The following is a 17,825-nucleotide window of genomic DNA, read 5'->3' on the forward strand; positions in this document are numbered from 1 at the left end:
CCGGGCAAACGTCGCCCGGCTTTTCACACGCTTATAAGGCTTCAAAAATCGCGCTCAGCCCGCTGCGCCGCTCCGTACGGGTGGTGACAGCCTGCGTCAGCACCCCTTCATCCGCATACAACGACAACCGCCGACGGGCGCGGGTAATAGCGGTATAGACCAGCTCGCGGGTCACGACGGGCGACATCTGGTTAGGTAAAATCAGTGCCGCGTGATCGAACTCAGAGCCCTGGGATTTATGCACCGTCATGGCCCAGGCGGTTTCATGCTCCGGCAGGCGGCTGGGCTGCACGGACTTCACGCTGCCGTCCGACATCTGGAACCAGACCCGCAGACCCTGACCCCGATCCAGCGCAATCCCGATATCGCCGTTAAACAGGCCCAGCGCGCTGTCGTTGCGTGAAATCATCACCGGCCTGCCTTCATACCAGCGCGAATGGGGCTGACGGCCAATACGGCGTTTTTGCGCCAGGACCTGCTCAAGCCTTTCGTTAAGCCCGGCGACGCCGAAAGGGCCATCCCGTAAGGCGCAAAGCAGCTGGTAGCGGCCAAATGCCGCCAGGATCTCCGCTTCGGAGGCCTGCTGCTGCACGCTGTCGAGAAAATGTTGATACCCCTGCAGAGCATCTTCCAGCATCGCCAGATACTCTTCCCCGCTCTGGAGCTGCTTTTTCTCAATATCACTGAATTTGCCATCAAATACCGAGCGGATAGCGTGGCGATCGCCCCGGTTGACCGCGGCCGCCAATTGCCCGATGCCAGAATCGCTGCCAAAACGGTAGCTTTTTTGCAGCAGACACAGGCTGTCACGTAGCGCGCCTGCGACCGGGCTGACGTTGCCCTCCATCTCGCATCCCGTCATGCTGGCAAGCTCCTGCGCGCGCCGGACCGTAAAGCCGGCGCTGGCCCAGGTACAGATATCACCCAGCACCGCGCCCGCTTCGACGGAGGCCAACTGGTCGCGATCGCCGAGGAAGATCACCCGGGCATGAGGCGGCAGGGCTTCAATCAGACGCGACATCATCGTCAGATCAATCATCGACGCCTCATCCACCACCAGCACATCCAGGTGCAGCGGATTACCTGCATGGTAACGCAGGCGCTGGCTGCCCGGCTGCGCGCCAAGCAAACGGTGCAGCGTGCTCGCTTCCGTCGGGAATCGCGCGCGCTGGGCCTCGGTCAGGGGCAGTTTTTGCAGCGCGCCGCCCAGCGATTCGGTCAGACGAGCGGCCGCTTTGCCGGTGGGTGCCGCCAGCCGGATCCGGCATTTCTCCTCTCCCGCCATCTGGATCAGCGCCGCCAGCAGGCGGGCAACGGTGGTCGTTTTGCCGGTCCCCGGTCCGCCGGAAATCACGGAAATACGCCGCGTTAACGCGACTGCCGCAGCCACCTTTTGCCAGTTGACGGCTTCGTCAGAGGTGAACAGCGCATTCAGCGTGCGCTGAACGTCGGCGCTGTCATGGGGCAACGGCTGATTGGCTTCGCTAAAGAAGCTGGCCACCGCCCGCTCATAGCGCCACATCCGGTTGAGGTAGAGCCGCTCGCCGGTGAGCACCAGCGGCGTCGGTTCATCCCCTGCACTCACCGCGCGGGAGCGCAGCAGCGTAGCGGTCCAGTCCGGCTCCTGGTCAAACAGCGCAAAACAGGCCTGCAGCGCGGCGCTTTTCGCCTCGGCACGCAGCCGGGACAACGGCAGGCAAACGTGCCCTTCTCCCGCATCACGGCTTAAGATTGCCGCCGCCAGCATCACCGCCGGTTCGTCGTTCCCTGCTACCATCATCGCAAACTGTACATCCAGACGACGCAGCACGCGCTGCTCAACGGCTTCCAGCAAGTGTTCCTGCATCGTCATTGTGTTAGCTCCTCGTTGCTGGCAGAAAACAGGCTATCCATTTGTTCAATTAACGCTTCATCCGGACGGGTGGCAAAGCAACCGGCGCCCGGCGAGCTGCCATCCACGCCACGTAAAAACAGGTAGATCACCCCACCGAAATGGTGTTGATAGTCATAGTCGGCAATACGGTGACGCAAATATCGGTGCAGCGCCAGGGTGTAGAGCTGGTACTGCAGATCGTAGCGGTGCGACTGCATCGCCCGGGCCATAGCCTGCGGGGTATAAGCCTCGCTGTTTTCACCCAGCCAGTTGGATTTATAGTCCAGCAGGTAATAGCGGCCATTATGGCGGAAGACCAGGTCGATAAAGCCTTTCAGCATGCCGCGCACCTGACGAAAATCGAGCGGCGGGCAGCCCCGGGAGAGTGGATCGTACTCGCGGATCAACGCATCCAGCGCCCCGGCGGTGAGCGGCCCGGCGATGGGCAGATAAAACTCCATCTCAACCTGTTTATCAGCGGCTGTCAGCTGGCTCAGTGAGATCCCCTCCTCATTGAGCGGAGTCTCCAGCACCTGCGCGATCCAGCGGGTTAACACCGGCTCCCAGCGGGCATCGTATCCCCCTTTTTGCAGCATCTCCAGCACCCACTCCGGGGAGACGGGCTGCGTAAAATCGAGTGCTTCAAACAGGCTGTGTAAAAAGGTGCCCGGCGAGGCGCCGCGCGGAAACTGGTGCGGCGTCAGCTCTGGCTCCTGCGGCACTTCACCGGTGCCTGCGGCATCAACATCGAGGCGTGGCATCAGATCCTGGGCGATACTGTGCCCGTGCTGCTGAAGCCCGGAATAGCTGGTGACCCGCCAGTCGTCATACAGCATGCGGGCCACCTGCCGCGCCTGCAGATCCGGTAACACCGGATCCGGCATATGCCAGCGGGCGGCGTCTGCCACACCGGCAACCTGCAATGCAATGTGCTCATTGCACAACGCCTCCAGACACTGGCGCAGACCGGCGGCATCTTTCGGCTCACCGCGCTGGATCAGGCGTCCAAGCGCGCTCAGGTGGAAGTCGCTGTCACCCGATTTTTCGCCACGCCGACGGAACAGCGGCGCCACGCCTAAGCTGCAGTGCCACACCGAACGGGTCAGTGCCACATAGAGCAGGCGTAAATCTTCCGCCAGCCGTTCCGCCTCGGCCAGCTCCACGCTGTCGTCGGCCTTGCTGAGGTCAAGCACCGCTTCAAAGGTCTTACGATCGTGATAAAAGGCTTGATCCTGAACCCGGTAGTTGGCAATAAAGGGCAGCCAGACCAGCGGATACTCCAGCCCTTTCGATTTGTGAATGGTGACGATTTTAACCAGATGCTTGTCACTTTCGAGACGCATTTGCTGGCTTGAGGCGTTGCTGTTCGGCTCGGCAATGTGCTGCGCCAGCCAGCGCACGAGGGCATATTCACTCTCAAGCTGGGCCCCCGCCTCCTGCAACAGTTCGCTGATGTGCAGAATATCGGTCAGGCGGCGTTCCCCTCCGGCAGTTGCCAGCATATTTTCGGCGATGTTGCGCTGGGTCATGAGGTCGCGCAGCATCGCCATTACGCCCCGCTTCTGCCAGCGCTCACGGTAGCGGGTAAACTCTTCTACCGCCTCATCCCAGAGTGTCTCACTGTTATTCAGCGTATCGATATCCTGGGCGTTAAGGCCGAGCATGGCGCTTGCCAGGGCGCTGCGCAGGGTACTTTCACGCTCCGGCGCCAGCACCGCCTGCAACAGCCAGAGCATCTCCTGGGCTTCCAGCGTTTCAAATACGCTGTCGCGGTTGGAGAGATAGACCGAAGGAATGCCAAGCAGGGTCAGCGCATCACGGATCAACGCCGCCTCCTGACGGCTGCGCACCAGCACCGTAATGTCTGACGCCTTCACCGGTTGGGCATCCTCGCCCCGGTGCAAAATGGCTTCGCCGCGTACGCCAGCGCTCAGCCAGTCGCGGATTTGCGCCGCGCAGTGCTGGGCCATAAAGGTCTGGTAATCTCCGACGCCACACCCTTCGCCCTCCATCAGCCAGATGCGCATCGCGGGCTGGAAATCGCCTTTATACTCGAAACGCAGCGTGGCGTTTCTCGGGGCAGATTTGACCGGTAAGAAGGGGATCTCACGGAACATGAAGGCATCGTTCATCTGTGAAAAGAGCGTGTTCACGCTCTCCACCATGCCGGGGGCCGAGCGCCAGTTGGTATCCAGCGTATAGTGCGCGGCCACTTCGCCACGCGCTTTCATGTAGGTGAAAATATCCGCCCCACGGAAGGCGTAGATCGCCTGTTTCGGGTCGCCAATCAGCAGCAGAGCGGTATCCGGCTGCTGGCGCCAGATGCGGCGGAAAATCCGGTACTGCTGGGGATCGGTATCCTGAAATTCATCGATCATCGCCACCGGAAAACGGGTCCGGATGGCGTCAGCCAGCGCCTCGCCATTGTCGCTGTTGAGGGCATCATCGAGACGGCTGAGCATATCGTCGAAGCCCAGCTCGCCGCGACGGCGCTTTTCCCGCGCCACCGCTTCGCGGATCTCTGACAGAGCACGGGTGATCATCAGATCGTTAAGGGTTAACGGCTCTGCCAGCAGATTATCGATGGCGGAAAAGAGCGGGTGTTCCGGCACCTCGCCGCCCGCTTTCGTGCGCTCGGCAAGGAACGACTGGGAGAATTTTTCCAGCGCGTCAGGCAGCTGATAGCTGTGCTTCTCTTCCTGAGCCCAGGCCGTCACGCGCTCGATATATTTTGTCTGGTTGCCGCGGTTGAATTTACGCCGGTCGATGCCGGAGCGCTCAATCACCGCCTCGATTTCCGCCACGCTGTCAGACCACTGCTGTTTCATGGCGGCGATCAGGCCGACAATCTTCTCATGGCGTGAAGCCAGCGTTTCGTCCGCAGGCGGGGCAGATTTGATGACCGGGGCTTCTCCCTGCAGATAGCGATCGATGGTCCGCAGTAGCTCGTCCGGGCCTTTCCAGAGATTATGTACCGCTTCGGCGATATCACGTGGCAGAGGGTAGCAATGGCGACGCCAGAAGTCGGCGCACGCCTGGTAGCGCAGCTGGGATTCATCTTCGATGAGTTGCTGCTCAAAAAGCATGCCTGATTCAAAGGCATTCAGGCTGAGCATGCGCTGGCAGAAGCCGTGGATAGTAAACACGGCAGCCTCATCCATCTGCCGTTCCGCCAGCAGCAGCCACTGTGCCGCCTGCTGTTTATCGTCAATCTCATCCAGCAGGCTGGCATACAGCGGGTTATCTGTACTCTGTCGCAGGCAGGCGATGCGCAGCTCATGAATGTTGGCGCGGATACGTCCGCGCAGCTCTTCCGTCGCGGCTTCGGTGAAGGTTACCACCAGTAGCTCTTCCACGTTGAGCGGGCGGCTAAACGCCGCGCTGCCGCCCAGACCGAGCAGCAGTCGCAGATAGAGTGCAGCGATGGTGAAGGTTTTTCCGGTTCCCGCTGAGGCCTCTATCAGTCGCTCCCCCTGTAACGGTAAACGTAAGGGGTTAAGGGACTCAGCGGTATCGGTCATTCGTTCTTACTCCTGGGCAAAGATTGCTGCAATGCGCTCACGCTCTTCCATACCGTCCAGCCCGCCGGCGGGGTGACATCGGCTTTCTTACTCTGGCTACCGGAAACCTGTGACAGGATAGCCATCCCCTGCGGGGCGACCACGGCCTGGTGGAAGAAGTCGGCCACTTTCTGTGGCGTGAGCTGTTTTATCTCGGCCACTACTTTATCATGCGAATCGAAGCGCATATTACCCCGATCAAAATCTTTGCTGATTTTTGACGCTTCTTCAGCCAGCGTCTGCGGCGGCTGCATAATCTGGGCAATCACCGCCTGTTGAATCTGGGCAAACTCTTCCGGCTTCATCGCACGCAGCTTCGCTTCTGCCTGCGGGAAGAAGGCCTGGAAACGCTGCCAGAGATAATCTGGCTGTTTATCACTGCTTTGCAGCAGGAAGCCCATCCCCCACTGGCGACCAACGTTCATCGAAAAGGCAAAGACGGCATAGCCCAGCTGCTCTTCGGTACGTAACTGGGTGTAGAACCAGGGCTGCACGATCTGTCCGAGTACGGCGCTGTATGCTGAACTGGCGTATTCGTCATAGCCGGTCGGGACAAAGACCGCTGCCAGTGCGGAATCCGTACTGCTGCCCGCTTTTTCGAAAATCACGTTCTGCTGTTTTTCGACCAGCACGTCCTGGTTACGACACCATTCGGTCCCCTTCGCACCCAGCTGAGTACGCACATCCTGCGCCAGGGTTTTCGCCTGATCTTCGCTCATGTTGCCCACCACCAGAAACTCCGGTCGGGCATTGGTTTTCAGCGCGGCACGGTAGGCCATTACCTCGTCCAGCGTAATAGACGGCAGCAGTTCCCGGCGCTCCTCACGCTGGAAGTAGGGAACCTGCGAGAGCATCTGCACCGGCATAATAGCCTGATCGAAGGCTTTGCCCTTTTCTGCGGAATCCATCATCTGCGCGTACCAGGACTTAGCCTGCTCCAGCTGCTCCTCGGTGGCGGTGTAGCTGAAATAGCCTTCCAGCAGCGCTTTAAAGAGTTGCGGCAGACGCTGAGTGTAACCGTTGGCGTTGAGCATCAGGCCATTATTGGCGTTGGTCGAGAAACCGATCCCGCCTACTGCGGCCTGGTTGCTGAGCTGATCCAGCGCGATACCGGCCAGATAGTCATTCAGCGCAAACATCACCTGGTTTTTAGCGGTATTCATCGCCGCAGGGTTACGCAGCACCATGCTGACGTTGGCTTTTGGCTCGCTGGCGAAATAGCGGCTCGGGGTATAGACCACGCGCAGGTCAGGCTCATCCACAATCAGCTGCGGCTGTGGATAATCTTTAGTCGGTTTGATGAGGGTAAAGTCGTCCGGGATGTAAGGGTTCACCTCCGGCAGCTTAAGGGCGATCCCGGCGGATCTCTTCTGCCAGTCGGCAAAAGTTTGCTCGCTGATTTTGTCCACCTGATATTCGGCGTTCACAAAGTAAGCGGTCTTGTTATGCGGCTCGTTCGGGCTGATATACCAGATACGGGCGTTCTGCGGCGTCATCATCGCCAGTCGGGCTTTGACGGCGTCGGCATCGTATTGATCGGCGATATTGACCGCATCCAGTGTGTGCTCAACCGGCACGCGGATCATGGTATCGGCCAGCCACTCGACGTAGTCCATATCGCGGGTAATGGAAGGATAACGGAAGTCGAGATCCAGCACGTGCGCCAGCTCGTCAAAGTAGCGTTTATCCACCCCTTTTTCACGCAGCAGCGAAAGGTAGCTAAAAATCGCGGCGACAACGCCATCGCGATGGGCCAGACCTTTATCGGTTAAGGTGGCGGAGATCGCCAGCACACCGCTGTTGCCATTGACGACGGGATCGGAGTCGGCGCGAATACCTTCCACCAGCCCCTGCTTTTGCAGCCAGTCGGAGAGGGTGTCCGGGCTACGGTTGCCAATCAGGTAGTTAACCAGCTCGTCGGTTTTACTGCGAAACTGCGGCGTATTGTTATCAATACGGAACTCCACGCGCAGCACCTTGCGGGGCATCGCGGGAACATAGTGAATGATCAGGCCTTTCTGCGCGTCGGTGACCACCGGCACGGTGATTTCCGGGCGGGTGATATTTTTATTCGGCACCCGGCCATAGGTCTGGGCAGCCAGCTGCGCCAGTTCCGGCAGCGGCTTATTGCTGTAGACCACGGCCTTCATCAGGTTAGCGGAGTAGTATTTGTCGCGAAACGCGTGCAGCGCATCAAGCACCGGGCTACCCGGCTTGTCGCTCAGCGTCTCAAGATTTCCGCCGGAGAAGCGCGATCCAGGGTGCGCGGGGTTGATGGTTTCGGCGCTGACCTGCGCCATCCGCATCCCGTCCCGGGTACGCGCCAGCGTCAGCTCCGCATTCACGGCGTTGCGCTCACGATCGGCATATTTTTTATCCAGCAGCGGGGCAGCAATGGCATCCGCCAGACGATCGACGGCACCTTCCAGCGCATCGTTTTCCACTTCAAGATAAAAAGCCGTACGGTACGGCGCGGTGCTGGCGTTATGGCTGCCACCGTGCATTTTCAAGAATTCGGCCAGGCTGTCAGGCTGCGGATAGTTCTTTGAGCCCATCAGGGTCATATGTTCAAGATAGTGTGCGAGCCCTGGATGGGATTCAGGATCTTCCAGCGAGCCCACCGGCACCACCAACGCCGACAGTGACTTTACGGCCTGAGGATCGGAAACCAGCAGCACGACCATCCCGTTATCAAGGCGGATCGCCTGATATTCACGGGTATCTTTATCACTTTTGCGGATCGTTTCCTGAACGGGTTGCCAACCGGTATTTGCCTGACTGAGGGGGGCCCAAAGAGCGACGAACAAAACTAACGTTTTCAACAAGGTGCTGCCTGGCATTCACTACCTCTTCATCACGGACATCATCATTAACAAGCTTCGTGCCGGACACGCCAGCATCTCTTTGTTTTGGTACATCAGTCCATGACAAGTTGCGCATCATAAATGAATGCCCAAATCCGTGCAATTTTTATACAGGCGTCAGGACTGATTAAATTTATACAGCGGTAACAGGTAGCGTCGGGCCTCGTCGGTGATGGCCTCGAAGTACTCAGGTTCAAGGGTTCGCCACAGGCGTTGATACCAGACGTCGTCACCTTCCCCGCGGACGATCATGTTGCCTTCGTAGGCCTGCAAAAATTTGCTGCGCGCTTTTTGCAGGGTCGCCTCATCCGTTAACATGGCATCATTTGTGGCGTCATAACAGGTTTTAATCCATGCCCCCCCACTTTCTGGCAGCAGTAGCAGCGGCGTGTTCATCCCCTGCTGGTAACCCTCAACCAGCTGCGACAGATAGTTCATGGCCTGTTCAGCAGAGAGCGCCGGGAAGCGCCATTCACCCTCTTTGCGGACAAATAACCGGCTCTCACCTTCGCCACCGCTCGCACAGTAGACAAGGTGTTCCAGCCAAAGTTGCAAACCTTGCGAAACGCTGAGCATTGACGGTCGCCAGCGCAACAGCCCGTCGGGCTGCACGTGCTGTAGCCATCCCGTCAGATTCACACCGTTGCAATTGAGATCGATCTCCATGCTCGTACCCGGCTGACGGCACTCAATCACCCGACCAGCCAGGGCCTGCATTTCCTGACACTGAGCCTCCCAGACGATCTCGCCGAAGGCGCCATAGGGCAGTTGACCTGCCGCGCGATATTGACGGAACAGCTTCTGCGCATCTTCCTGCTCCACCAGCGCATTCAGCAATTGCTGATTGAGCTGGTAGCGGCTTAAGCCATCCAGCGTAAACGGCTCGGCATCCGGGATCTCGCTCTCTTCGGAGCGGAAGTTAACCTGCAACCGCATCTGGAAAAACGCCCGCACCGGGTGCGCCCAGAAACGCTGAAGCTGCTCAAAGGGAACGGTATCAAGCGCTAACGGCTTCAGCGTCTGAATAAAGTCGCCATGGGCTACGCCCTCCCGTTTCGCGGCGGGCAGCCATTCCCGGGCATAGCTCTGCTGCTCGTTAGCTTTGTAGTTCTCCGCATCAAACGGCATACGGCTGTGACAACAAGTGATATGCGCTTTTACGCGCTTTTCGCTCTCATCACAGTTGAGCGCCTCATCGCCCGGCAGGTAGTGGCTTTGCCCGATGTAGTCCACCAGTTCCTGCACCAGCACGGAGGGGAACCGTTCACTGTTGTCCTGGATAGAGCGGCCGATATAGCTGATATAGAGTTGCTGTTGCGCGGAGATCAGCGCCTCAAGAAACAGATAGCGGTCATCATCGCGACGACTGCGGTCGCCGCGCTGCGCATTCTGACTCATTAAATCAAAGCCCAGCGGCGCCAGCGCGCGTGGGTAAATGCCGTCGTTCATGCCCAGCAGGCAGACGACCTTAAACGGAATGGATCGCATCGGCATCAGGGTGCAGATGTTTACCGGCCCGGCGAGAAAACGCTGGCTGATACGCTCCTGGTCGAGACGCAGGGTTAATTCATCCCGCAACAACGACAGGGGGATCGCTTCACCATAGTGCGAGGAGATCCCCTCATCGATGATCGCCTGCCACTGCTGCTCGATTAACGCCATCGCCGCTTCGGTTTCCTGATCCGGCAGGAAGAAATCATTAAGCATTTCGCGACATACCGGCATCCACTCGTCGAGCGGGCGGGCTTTCATCAGCTCCCGACGCCAGCGGTTAAGCTGCATCAGCAGTGACGCCAGATGCCCGACCAACTCGGCAATTAAGCCGCTGGACTCATCATAAGGCAGCACGGCATTCCACTCCCCCTGGCTACTCTCCATGGCGTACCCGAGCAGCATACGCGTCAGGCCAAACTGCCAGGTGTGCTGGCCAGTGACGGGCAACTCAAACTCCTGCACGTTGTCATCGTCCATGCCCCAGCGCACGCCCGACTCGTTAACCCACTGACGCAGGTAGCGCAGCGCCTCCTCATCAATATCAAAACGAGCCGCCAGGACCGGGACATCCAGCAGGGCCAGCACATCTTCCGGGACGAAGCGGCTGTCCGGTAGAGAGAGCAGGCTGACAAACGCCTGCAGGGCCGGGTGCGATTGACGCGCACGACGGTCTGATATGGCAAACGGCAGGTAGCGGTCGCCCGTCGCACTCCCAAAAACGGCCTGGATATAGGGGCTGTAGCTGTCGATATCCGCCACCATTACCACGATATCGCGCGGCGTCAGCTGCGGATCCTCCTCCAGCATCGCCAGCAGTTTGTCGTGTAGCACCTCCACTTCGCGCTGCGGGCTATGGCACAGGTGAACGGTCACGCTGCGATCGTCAGGATCGAGCCGGCGTTTGCTGTCACTGCGGGCAAACTCCGTAGCGGTGATGCCTGTCACCGCGCGGTTATCCAGCTCCAGAATGTCCCGCTGTATATTATGCAGCAGGCTGTCCGGGGTGATATCCGCAAAGGCGTCGACATCCCCTTCCCCGGAGGCGGTCAGCTCCGAGAGCATATAGATATAGTCGCGCCCCAGCTTGCCCCAGGAGGCGAGCAGCGGGTTCGGCAAGTGCTGGATCCCCTGTTCGTCAAAGAGTTCAGAGGCCGTCTCGCTGTCTTTAAACAGCGGTACCGTGCCGTCGTCAAACAGGCGACGACGCTGGCGCGTCACCATGCGGGCCAGCCAGCGGGCATCCTGAATATCTCCCCAGTAATGGCGGCAGGGGTTGGTGAAGAGAATATGAATGTCGATATGCTTGCCCAGGGCATTCAGCGCTTTCAGGTAGACCGGCGGCAGTGCGGATATTCCGCAGATAAAGATCCGGGACGGCAAACCGGCAGGCGTCTCAGAGGCGGACTCCAGGGTCGCGATAAAACGCTCATATAAATTTGCGCGGTGCCACTGCGGCTGGCCCAGCGCCTCAGTATGGGCGACCAACGCTTTCCACAGCGGCGCCTGCCAGATTTGCGCCTGGTCGAGACCGTCGACAAGCTCGCCCGCCTCCCAGCGCGTTAACCACTCCGGCCGATAGACCAGATACTGGTCATAGAGATCCGCCGTACGTGACGCCAGCTGGAACAGCTTCCGTTTATCGGTATCGTCATTCAGGTAGTGGCGCAGCATGACAAACTCGTCATGGGTCAGCATCTCAGGCAGCAGCGACATCAGCTTCCAGCTCATGCTCTGTTTGCTGAATGCGCTCTGTTTTGGGATCTCCGGCAGTACGCGGACGAACATATCCCAGATAAAGCTGGCCGGCAGCGGGAAATCAATATTGGCGGCGATACCAAACTTCTGTGAAAGGGACATCTGTAACCACTGCGCCATACCGGTGCTCTGAACCATGATCATCTCTGGTTCAAAGGGATCGTCGAGCCGCTGCTGCTCGACAATAAATTCCATCAGTGCTTCCAGCACATCAAGACGGTTTGAGTGGTAGACCCTTAACATTGCTGCTCCAACTACTGGCTAACCGGGCAGTGCAGGCGTGTCATTTGACCCTGCCGACCCCGAGGAGAAATAAGTTTGACCGAGATGCTGACACATCCAGCCTGTGTTGTCTGCATCCTGTTTACCTGCCAGCCGCCAGGCGCATCCCCGGCGCTCAGCTGGGACAGCGTCTGAGCATGACGCCAGAGCTGGCGATACTGCTCAAGCGTGACAAACCGACTGGCTAAAACACGATGGTAACCCGCCAGCGCGGTGACGACCATGACCATCAGCACCATTGCCAGCAGGACCTCCACGATGCTGAACCCTTTCTGTCTGGCTATTGTGGCTGACATAACGCCCTCTCCTTCAGGGGACAAAAATCGCTCCAGCCGTGGGGCAAAAAATGTACGCCGTCTGCCTTTAGCTCGCCCTGCCGCCACAACGTGATGCTGTCGCTGCTGGCGATAAGCAGTGCGCGCCCCCCGGTCAGACGCAAACAGACTCGCCAGGGCTGCAGAGGATGCTGCTGGCACGCGTAGTCCACCTGCGTTTGCCAGTCGAGCGTTCTTCCCCACTCCAGCGCCGACTGGGCGGCAGCCTGATGCTGTATCGCCTGCCGTTCTGCACTGACGATACGCAGTAGCGCGTCGAGCTGCTGGTTAAGTCCCGCCAGCATCAGGCTACCCAGAATTAACAGCAGGAGCACCAGCGCCAGCGATGACATTCCCCGCTCGCGGCTCATAAATTAAATCCGGTAACGATGTGGCGCACCTCAACGCCGCCGTCACGCTGCCCGTTGACGGCGGCCGCGAGCATCAGACTCAGCTCCGGCGCAAAGCCTGCGCGGGCAATGCGCTGCACCTGAAAACGCAGGACCGTGATCCGGTCGGGATCGGTTATTCTCTCCCACCCCTTACCTTCACACTGTGTCGCGCCGCGCACTGTTTCCAGCGCACCGCCGTTCAGGCGAAACCCGGTCTGTTCCGCCGCGGCAGGCGGGGAGGTTTCCCAGCGGCCATTGCTGTTTTCGTCCCACTGCACAATGACACATTCACCACCCTGCCCCACTTTTAACGCCTCGCCAGTGCACTCGCCCGCGCAATACCCCGCCCGCTGCAGATGTTTACCGATAGTGGTTATGCGTAGCCAAAGCTCTTCTTCAAGCTCCTGCTGTTTCGTGAGCCGCGTGACTGACTGCTGTAGCGCGGGCAAAAACCGCGCTGCGCTTAACAGCAGCACGCTGCTTACCGCCATCGCGATGAGCACTTCCGTGAGGGAAAATCCCCGCTGCTTTACCGACATGCGAACGCTCCCTTGCCGTTGCACATCCGAATACGTCCCCATGAGGAGATGAGAATAAGCCACTCGCCGGCCTGGCTTTGCAGACGCACCCTTCCGGCCCAGGCGGTATCCCGCAAACCGTAAAATCCCAACCCCGGCGTTAACTCAGTAAGGCTGATATCCGCCCACTGCGGGATTAGCACAAAGGCGTTGTCCGCCTCACACGCAGGAATCCCCGTCTTTAACAGGCACCATCGCTTGCCGTCCTGTTTGAGTGTGACGATATGGTCGCGGTTATTTCGCCAGGCATCATTGCGTAGCATCACCAGAAAATCGCGCACCTGGCGCGCCGTCTGCCATAGCTGCTGTTGCTGCTGCCAGGATCGCCAGCCGTACAGCCCCGCAGCGCTCAGCGTCATGATGAGCGAGAGGGCGATCAGCATTTCCATGAGGGTAAACCCCTTTTCCTTTTTCATGGCGGCAGTGTGCCGGGGGGAAAGAAACAGGTCGAGGCGACATTAGGCGAATTACGAGGCGCTTTCCGCGCTTTATGGGGGATTGCAGCCCGTTGCAATTCTCGCGGAAGCAGGCTCGCAAAAGACGACGACAGGCATAAAAAAACCGGCGCAGAGTGCGCCGGTTGTGTCAGGATTGCAGCATCAGACCGCTACAGGCGCTTTGATCCCCGGATGCGGGTCGTAGCCTTCGATTTCGAAATCTTCAAAGCGATAGTCGAAAATGGAGTCCGGCTTACGTTTGATAATCAGCTTCGGCAGCGCGCGCGGCTCGCGAGTCAGCTGCAAGTGGGTCTGCTCCATATGGTTGCTGTAGAGGTGGGTATCCCCCCCGGTCCAGACAAAATCACCCACTTCCAGGTCGCACTGCTGGGCCATCATATGCACCAGCAGCGCATAGCTGGCTATGTTGAACGGCAGGCCGAGGAAGACATCGCAGGAGCGCTGATAGAGCTGGCAGGAGAGCTTGCCATCCGCGACATAGAACTGGAAAAACGCATGGCACGGAGCCAGGGCCATCTTGTCCAGTTCGCCCACGTTCCAGGCCGACACGATGATACGGCGCGAGTCGGGATCGTTTTTCAGCTGGTTCATCACGGTGGTGATCTGGTCAATGTGGCGGCCATCCGGCGTCGGCCAGGCGCGCCACTGCTTGCCGTATACCGGGCCCAAGTCGCCGTTCTCGTCTGCCCATTCGTCCCAGATAGAGACATTGTTCTCGCGTAGATAAGCGATGTTGGTGTCGCCCTGCAGGAACCAGAGCAGCTCGTGAATAATTGAGCGTAAGTGGCAGCGCTTGGTCGTCACCAGCGGAAAGCCTTCCTGCAGGTTGAAGCGCATCTGGTGCCCAAAAATGGAGAGAGTACCGGTGCCGGTACGATCGTTTTTTGGCGTGCCCTCATCGAGCACTTTTTGCATCAGTTCAAGATACTGTTTCATGATTCCTCAGGAGACCTGTTGCTGTGGACGACGGTACGCCCAGACCATCATTGCGATACCCGCGACGATCATCGGAATGGAGAGGATCTGCCCCATGCTGATGTACTGGACCCATGTCCCGGTAAATTGCGCATCCGGCTGGCGGAAGAATTCCACGATAATGCGGAACGCGCCATAACCGATCAGGAACAGGCCAGAGACGGAGCCCGTCGGGCGCGGTTTACGGATGAACAGGTTCAGAATGATAAACAGCACCACCCCTTCCAGCGCCATTTCATACAGTTGCGACATATGGCGCGGCAGGACGCCGTAGGTGTCGAAAATCGACTGCCATTCCGGGTGCGACGGCAGCAGGGCCATATCTTCGGCACGGGACTGCGGGAACAGCATAGTAAACGGTACGCTCGGGTCGACGCGGCCCCACAGCTCGCCGTTGATAAAGTTACCGAGACGGCCTGCGCCCAGACCGAACGGGATCAGCGGCGCAATAAAGTCAGAGACCTGGAAGAAGCTGCGTTTGGTGCGCTTCGCGAAAATGACCATCACCAGAATGACGCCAATCAGGCCACCGTGGAAGGACATGCCGCCGTCCCAGACGCGGAACAGGTAGAGCGGATCGTTCAGGAAGACCGGGAAGTTGTAAAACAGCACATAGCCGATACGCCCACCGAGGAAAACGCCGAGGAAACCGGCATACAGCAGGTTTTCCACTTCGTCTTTGGTCCAGCCGCTGCCCGGGCGTTTGGCGCGACGGCCAGCCAGCCACATGGCAAAGACGAAACCGACCAGATACATTAATCCGTACCAGTGCAGCGCGACGGGTCCTACTGAGAAAATGACCGGATCAAACTCCGGAAAATGCAGATAGCCACTGTTCATCTGTCACCACAAGATGTTGTTATTCCGCTGAAAGTGGACAGCGGTAGAGAAGCGCGCAGAGGAGTACCCTGCGCTCCAAAGTTGCGAATCATAGCACAAGCGAGCGTGGAGGTTGCGCCAGAGATGTAAAAGATGTGTATAGGGGTTTGTATCCCCCGGCGCAGACGCTGAGGGATACCTGGTGCCTAACGTCCGCCGCGGATCAGCCCGCCCATGCCGCGACGCTCCATAAAGGCCGCCACCTGATGCCGCACCTCCGTTGCCAGCTGGGCTTCAAGACTGCGTTTCGCCAGCTGCTGAGCCTCTTCAAAGTCGATATGGCGCAGCAGATACTTCACGCGGGCAACGGAACGTCCGTTCATGGACAAGTGGCGGAAGCCGAGACCAATCAGGATCGCTACACACATTGAGTCGCCCGCCATCTCGCCGCATAAACGCAGATCAATACCGTTGGCGTCCGCTTCGCGGGCAATCATCGCCAGCGCGCGCAGCATCGCCGGATGCAGGCTGTCGTAGATGCTCGCCACCCGGGTGTTATTGCGATCCACCGCCAGCATGTACTGGGTCAGGTCGTTGGTGCCCACCGAAACAAAGTCGACGCGCGTGGCCAGCTGCGGGAGCATAAAGACCATCGACGGGACTTCCAGCATCACGCCAATGCGCGGCTTCGGTATTTCGTAGCCGATCATCTCTTCGACTTCGCGTCCGGCACGCTCGATCAGGCGGCGGGCTTCGTCGATTTCGTCAATGCTGGTGACCATCGGCAGCAAAATACTGAGGTTGCCGGTCGCAGCATTGGCGCGCAGCATGGCGCGCACCTGGATCAGGAAGATCTCCGGCTGATCGAGGGTAATACGGATCCCTCGCCAGCCCAGGCAGGGATTCTCTTCGCTGATAGGCATGTACGGCAGTTGCTTATCTGCGCCAACGTCCAGCGTACGTAGCGTCACCGGCTTGTCGTTGAACATCTGCAGCATGCCCTGATACTGCGCCACCTGCTCCTCCTCAGAGGGGAAGCCGCTTTGCAGCATAAACGGGATTTCGGTGCGGTAGAGACCGATACCATCAATACGGCTGCCGAGCTTCTCTTCATGTTCCGGGCTTAACCCGGCATTGAGCATTACCTTAATGCGCTCACCGCTTTTCAGCGCCGCGGGCTGGTTGACGTCGTCTTCCGCCAGACGGCTCAGCTCATTCTCTTCGCTGATAAGGCGCTGATATTCCTGCAACAGTACCGGTTCAGGATCGACCAGCAGCTCGCCGCGATAACCGTCCACCACCAGCGTTCGGCGGTGCAGCGCGGAGGGCTGAATATCGGCCCCCATTACGGTCGGGATCCCAAGCGCCCGCACCATAATGGCGGCATGGGAGTTGGCGGCGCCGTCGCGAACCACGATCCCGGCCAGTCTGTCCTGCGGCAACTCCGCGAGCGTGGTGGCGGAGAGTTCATCCGCCACCAGCACAAAGCGCGGCGGCCAGGTATTGGCAGCCTGAATGGTATCATCGAGATGGAACAGCAGACGCTGACCTAAGGTACGCAGATCCCCGGCACGCTCTTTCAGATAGCCATCGGTCAGGGCGGCAAACTGTTCGGCGAATTTTTCGACGACCTTTTTGACGGCCCACTCCGCCACCGAGCCCCTGTCGACCTCGTCAAACAGCTCCCGACGCAGCCGGGCATCAGACAACAGGTGTGAATAAAGATCGAAGATCGCTGCCGTCTCTTTTTGCGCACCTGCGGCATAGCGCTTGCTGTAGCGGCGAAATTCGTTGGCAGCCTCCTCCAGCGCGCCGGTCAGACGTTCGCGCTCAAGGGCGGTGTCCAGCGTGGAGGCTTCGTAAACCTGCTCCATGAGCGGCAGCGTGGCGTCCATCCACCCTTCGGCGATCGCGACGCCGGGTGAGGCCGGCAAGGCGCGAATGCGCGTCTGCCGGTACTGACCAAACAGTGCCGCGAGCTGGGACTGGGAGAGAATAGCCGCCATTTGCGTGGCCAGCGTAACGAGGAATGACTCCTCGCTTTCGTCGTACTGACGCAGTTCGCGCTGCTGCACAACCAGCACACCCAGCAGCTGACGACGCTGGATGATCGGTACGCCCAGGAAGGCGCGAAAACGCTCCTCTTTTACGGAGGGGATATATTTGAAGCTGGGGTGCTTTTGCGCATCGGCAAGGTTGATGGGTTCGGCCAGACGCCCGACCAGACCCACTACGCCTTCATCAAACGCCAGCGCAACGGTACGACCACGCGGTTTTTTCAATCCGCGCGTGGCCATAAGGTAGTAACACCTGCGGTCGTGGTCGGCCAGATAGACCGAACAGACCTCGGTTTCCATCGCAAGGCAGATATCAGTGACCAGAATATCCAGCGCCTCGTTGAGCCGTGGGGCACTGGCCACCTTCTCGACTATTTCGCGCAGGCGGGTGAGCATAATGTGCG

The 17,825-nt window shown here is 59.0% G+C and carries 11 protein-coding genes; all 11 read right to left on the minus strand.

The annotated features are described in order from the left end of the window. Positions 1 to 31: 31 nt before the first annotated feature. Positions 32 to 1,852, minus strand: coding sequence for an exodeoxyribonuclease V subunit alpha (recD, locus tag C3406_RS05975; protein WP_103822730.1), 1,821 nt, complete (start codon positions 1,850 to 1,852; stop codon positions 32 to 34). Continuing rightward, positions 1,849 to 5,394: an exodeoxyribonuclease V subunit beta gene (gene recB, locus C3406_RS05980; protein WP_103822731.1), complete on the minus strand. Its 3,546-nt coding sequence runs from the start codon at positions 5,392 to 5,394 to the stop codon at positions 1,849 to 1,851. Before recB ends, recD begins: the two co-directional genes overlap by 4 nt. Beyond that, a complete protein-coding gene (ptrA, locus tag C3406_RS05985) occupies positions 5,391 to 8,273 on the minus strand; it encodes a pitrilysin (protein ID WP_103822732.1) in 2,883 nt (960 codons plus the stop codon). The genes recB and ptrA overlap by 4 nt, the downstream gene beginning before the upstream one ends. A gap of 141 nt (positions 8,274 to 8,414) precedes the next feature. Continuing rightward, complete coding sequence (gene recC / locus C3406_RS05990) at positions 8,415 to 11,789, minus strand: exodeoxyribonuclease V subunit gamma (RefSeq protein ID WP_103822733.1); 3,375 nt, start codon at positions 11,787 to 11,789, stop codon at positions 8,415 to 8,417. Between the two features lie 11 nt (positions 11,790 to 11,800). Continuing rightward, positions 11,801 to 12,124, minus strand: a complete 324-nt coding sequence (locus C3406_RS05995; protein ID WP_103822734.1) for a prepilin-type N-terminal cleavage/methylation domain-containing protein — start codon at positions 12,122 to 12,124, stop codon at positions 11,801 to 11,803. Beyond that, positions 12,109 to 12,513: a DUF2509 family protein gene (locus C3406_RS06000; protein WP_103822735.1), complete on the minus strand. Its 405-nt coding sequence runs from the start codon at positions 12,511 to 12,513 to the stop codon at positions 12,109 to 12,111. Before C3406_RS06000 ends, C3406_RS05995 begins: the two co-directional genes overlap by 16 nt. Continuing rightward, entirely contained in the window at positions 12,510 to 13,073 is a 564-nt protein-coding gene (locus C3406_RS06005; RefSeq protein ID WP_103822736.1) for a prepilin peptidase-dependent protein, read from the minus strand. Before C3406_RS06005 ends, C3406_RS06000 begins: the two co-directional genes overlap by 4 nt. Next, positions 13,064 to 13,528: a prepilin peptidase-dependent protein gene (locus tag C3406_RS06010; protein WP_103822737.1), complete on the minus strand. Its 465-nt coding sequence runs from the start codon at positions 13,526 to 13,528 to the stop codon at positions 13,064 to 13,066. Before C3406_RS06010 ends, C3406_RS06005 begins: the two co-directional genes overlap by 10 nt. Before the next feature lie 183 nt (positions 13,529 to 13,711). Continuing rightward, the gene (gene thyA / locus C3406_RS06015; protein ID WP_103180965.1) at positions 13,712 to 14,506 is read right to left on the minus strand and encodes a thymidylate synthase; all 795 of its coding nucleotides are present in this window, start codon (positions 14,504 to 14,506) and stop codon (positions 13,712 to 13,714) included. A 6-nt stretch (positions 14,507 to 14,512) separates the two neighbouring features. After that, positions 14,513 to 15,385 carry a prolipoprotein diacylglyceryl transferase gene (gene lgt / locus C3406_RS06020; RefSeq protein WP_103180966.1) on the minus strand — a complete coding sequence of 291 codons (873 nt, stop codon included), beginning with the start codon at positions 15,383 to 15,385 and terminating at the stop codon, positions 14,513 to 14,515. A gap of 185 nt (positions 15,386 to 15,570) precedes the next feature. Then, a complete protein-coding gene (gene ptsP, locus C3406_RS06025) occupies positions 15,571 to 17,817 on the minus strand; it encodes a phosphoenolpyruvate--protein phosphotransferase (protein WP_103822738.1) in 2,247 nt (748 codons plus the stop codon). Positions 17,818 to 17,825: the final 8 nt, after the last annotated feature.

The organism is Leclercia sp. LSNIH8 (genome assembly GCF_002920195.1).
Taxonomy (GTDB): Bacteria; Pseudomonadota; Gammaproteobacteria; order Enterobacterales; family Enterobacteriaceae; genus Enterobacter.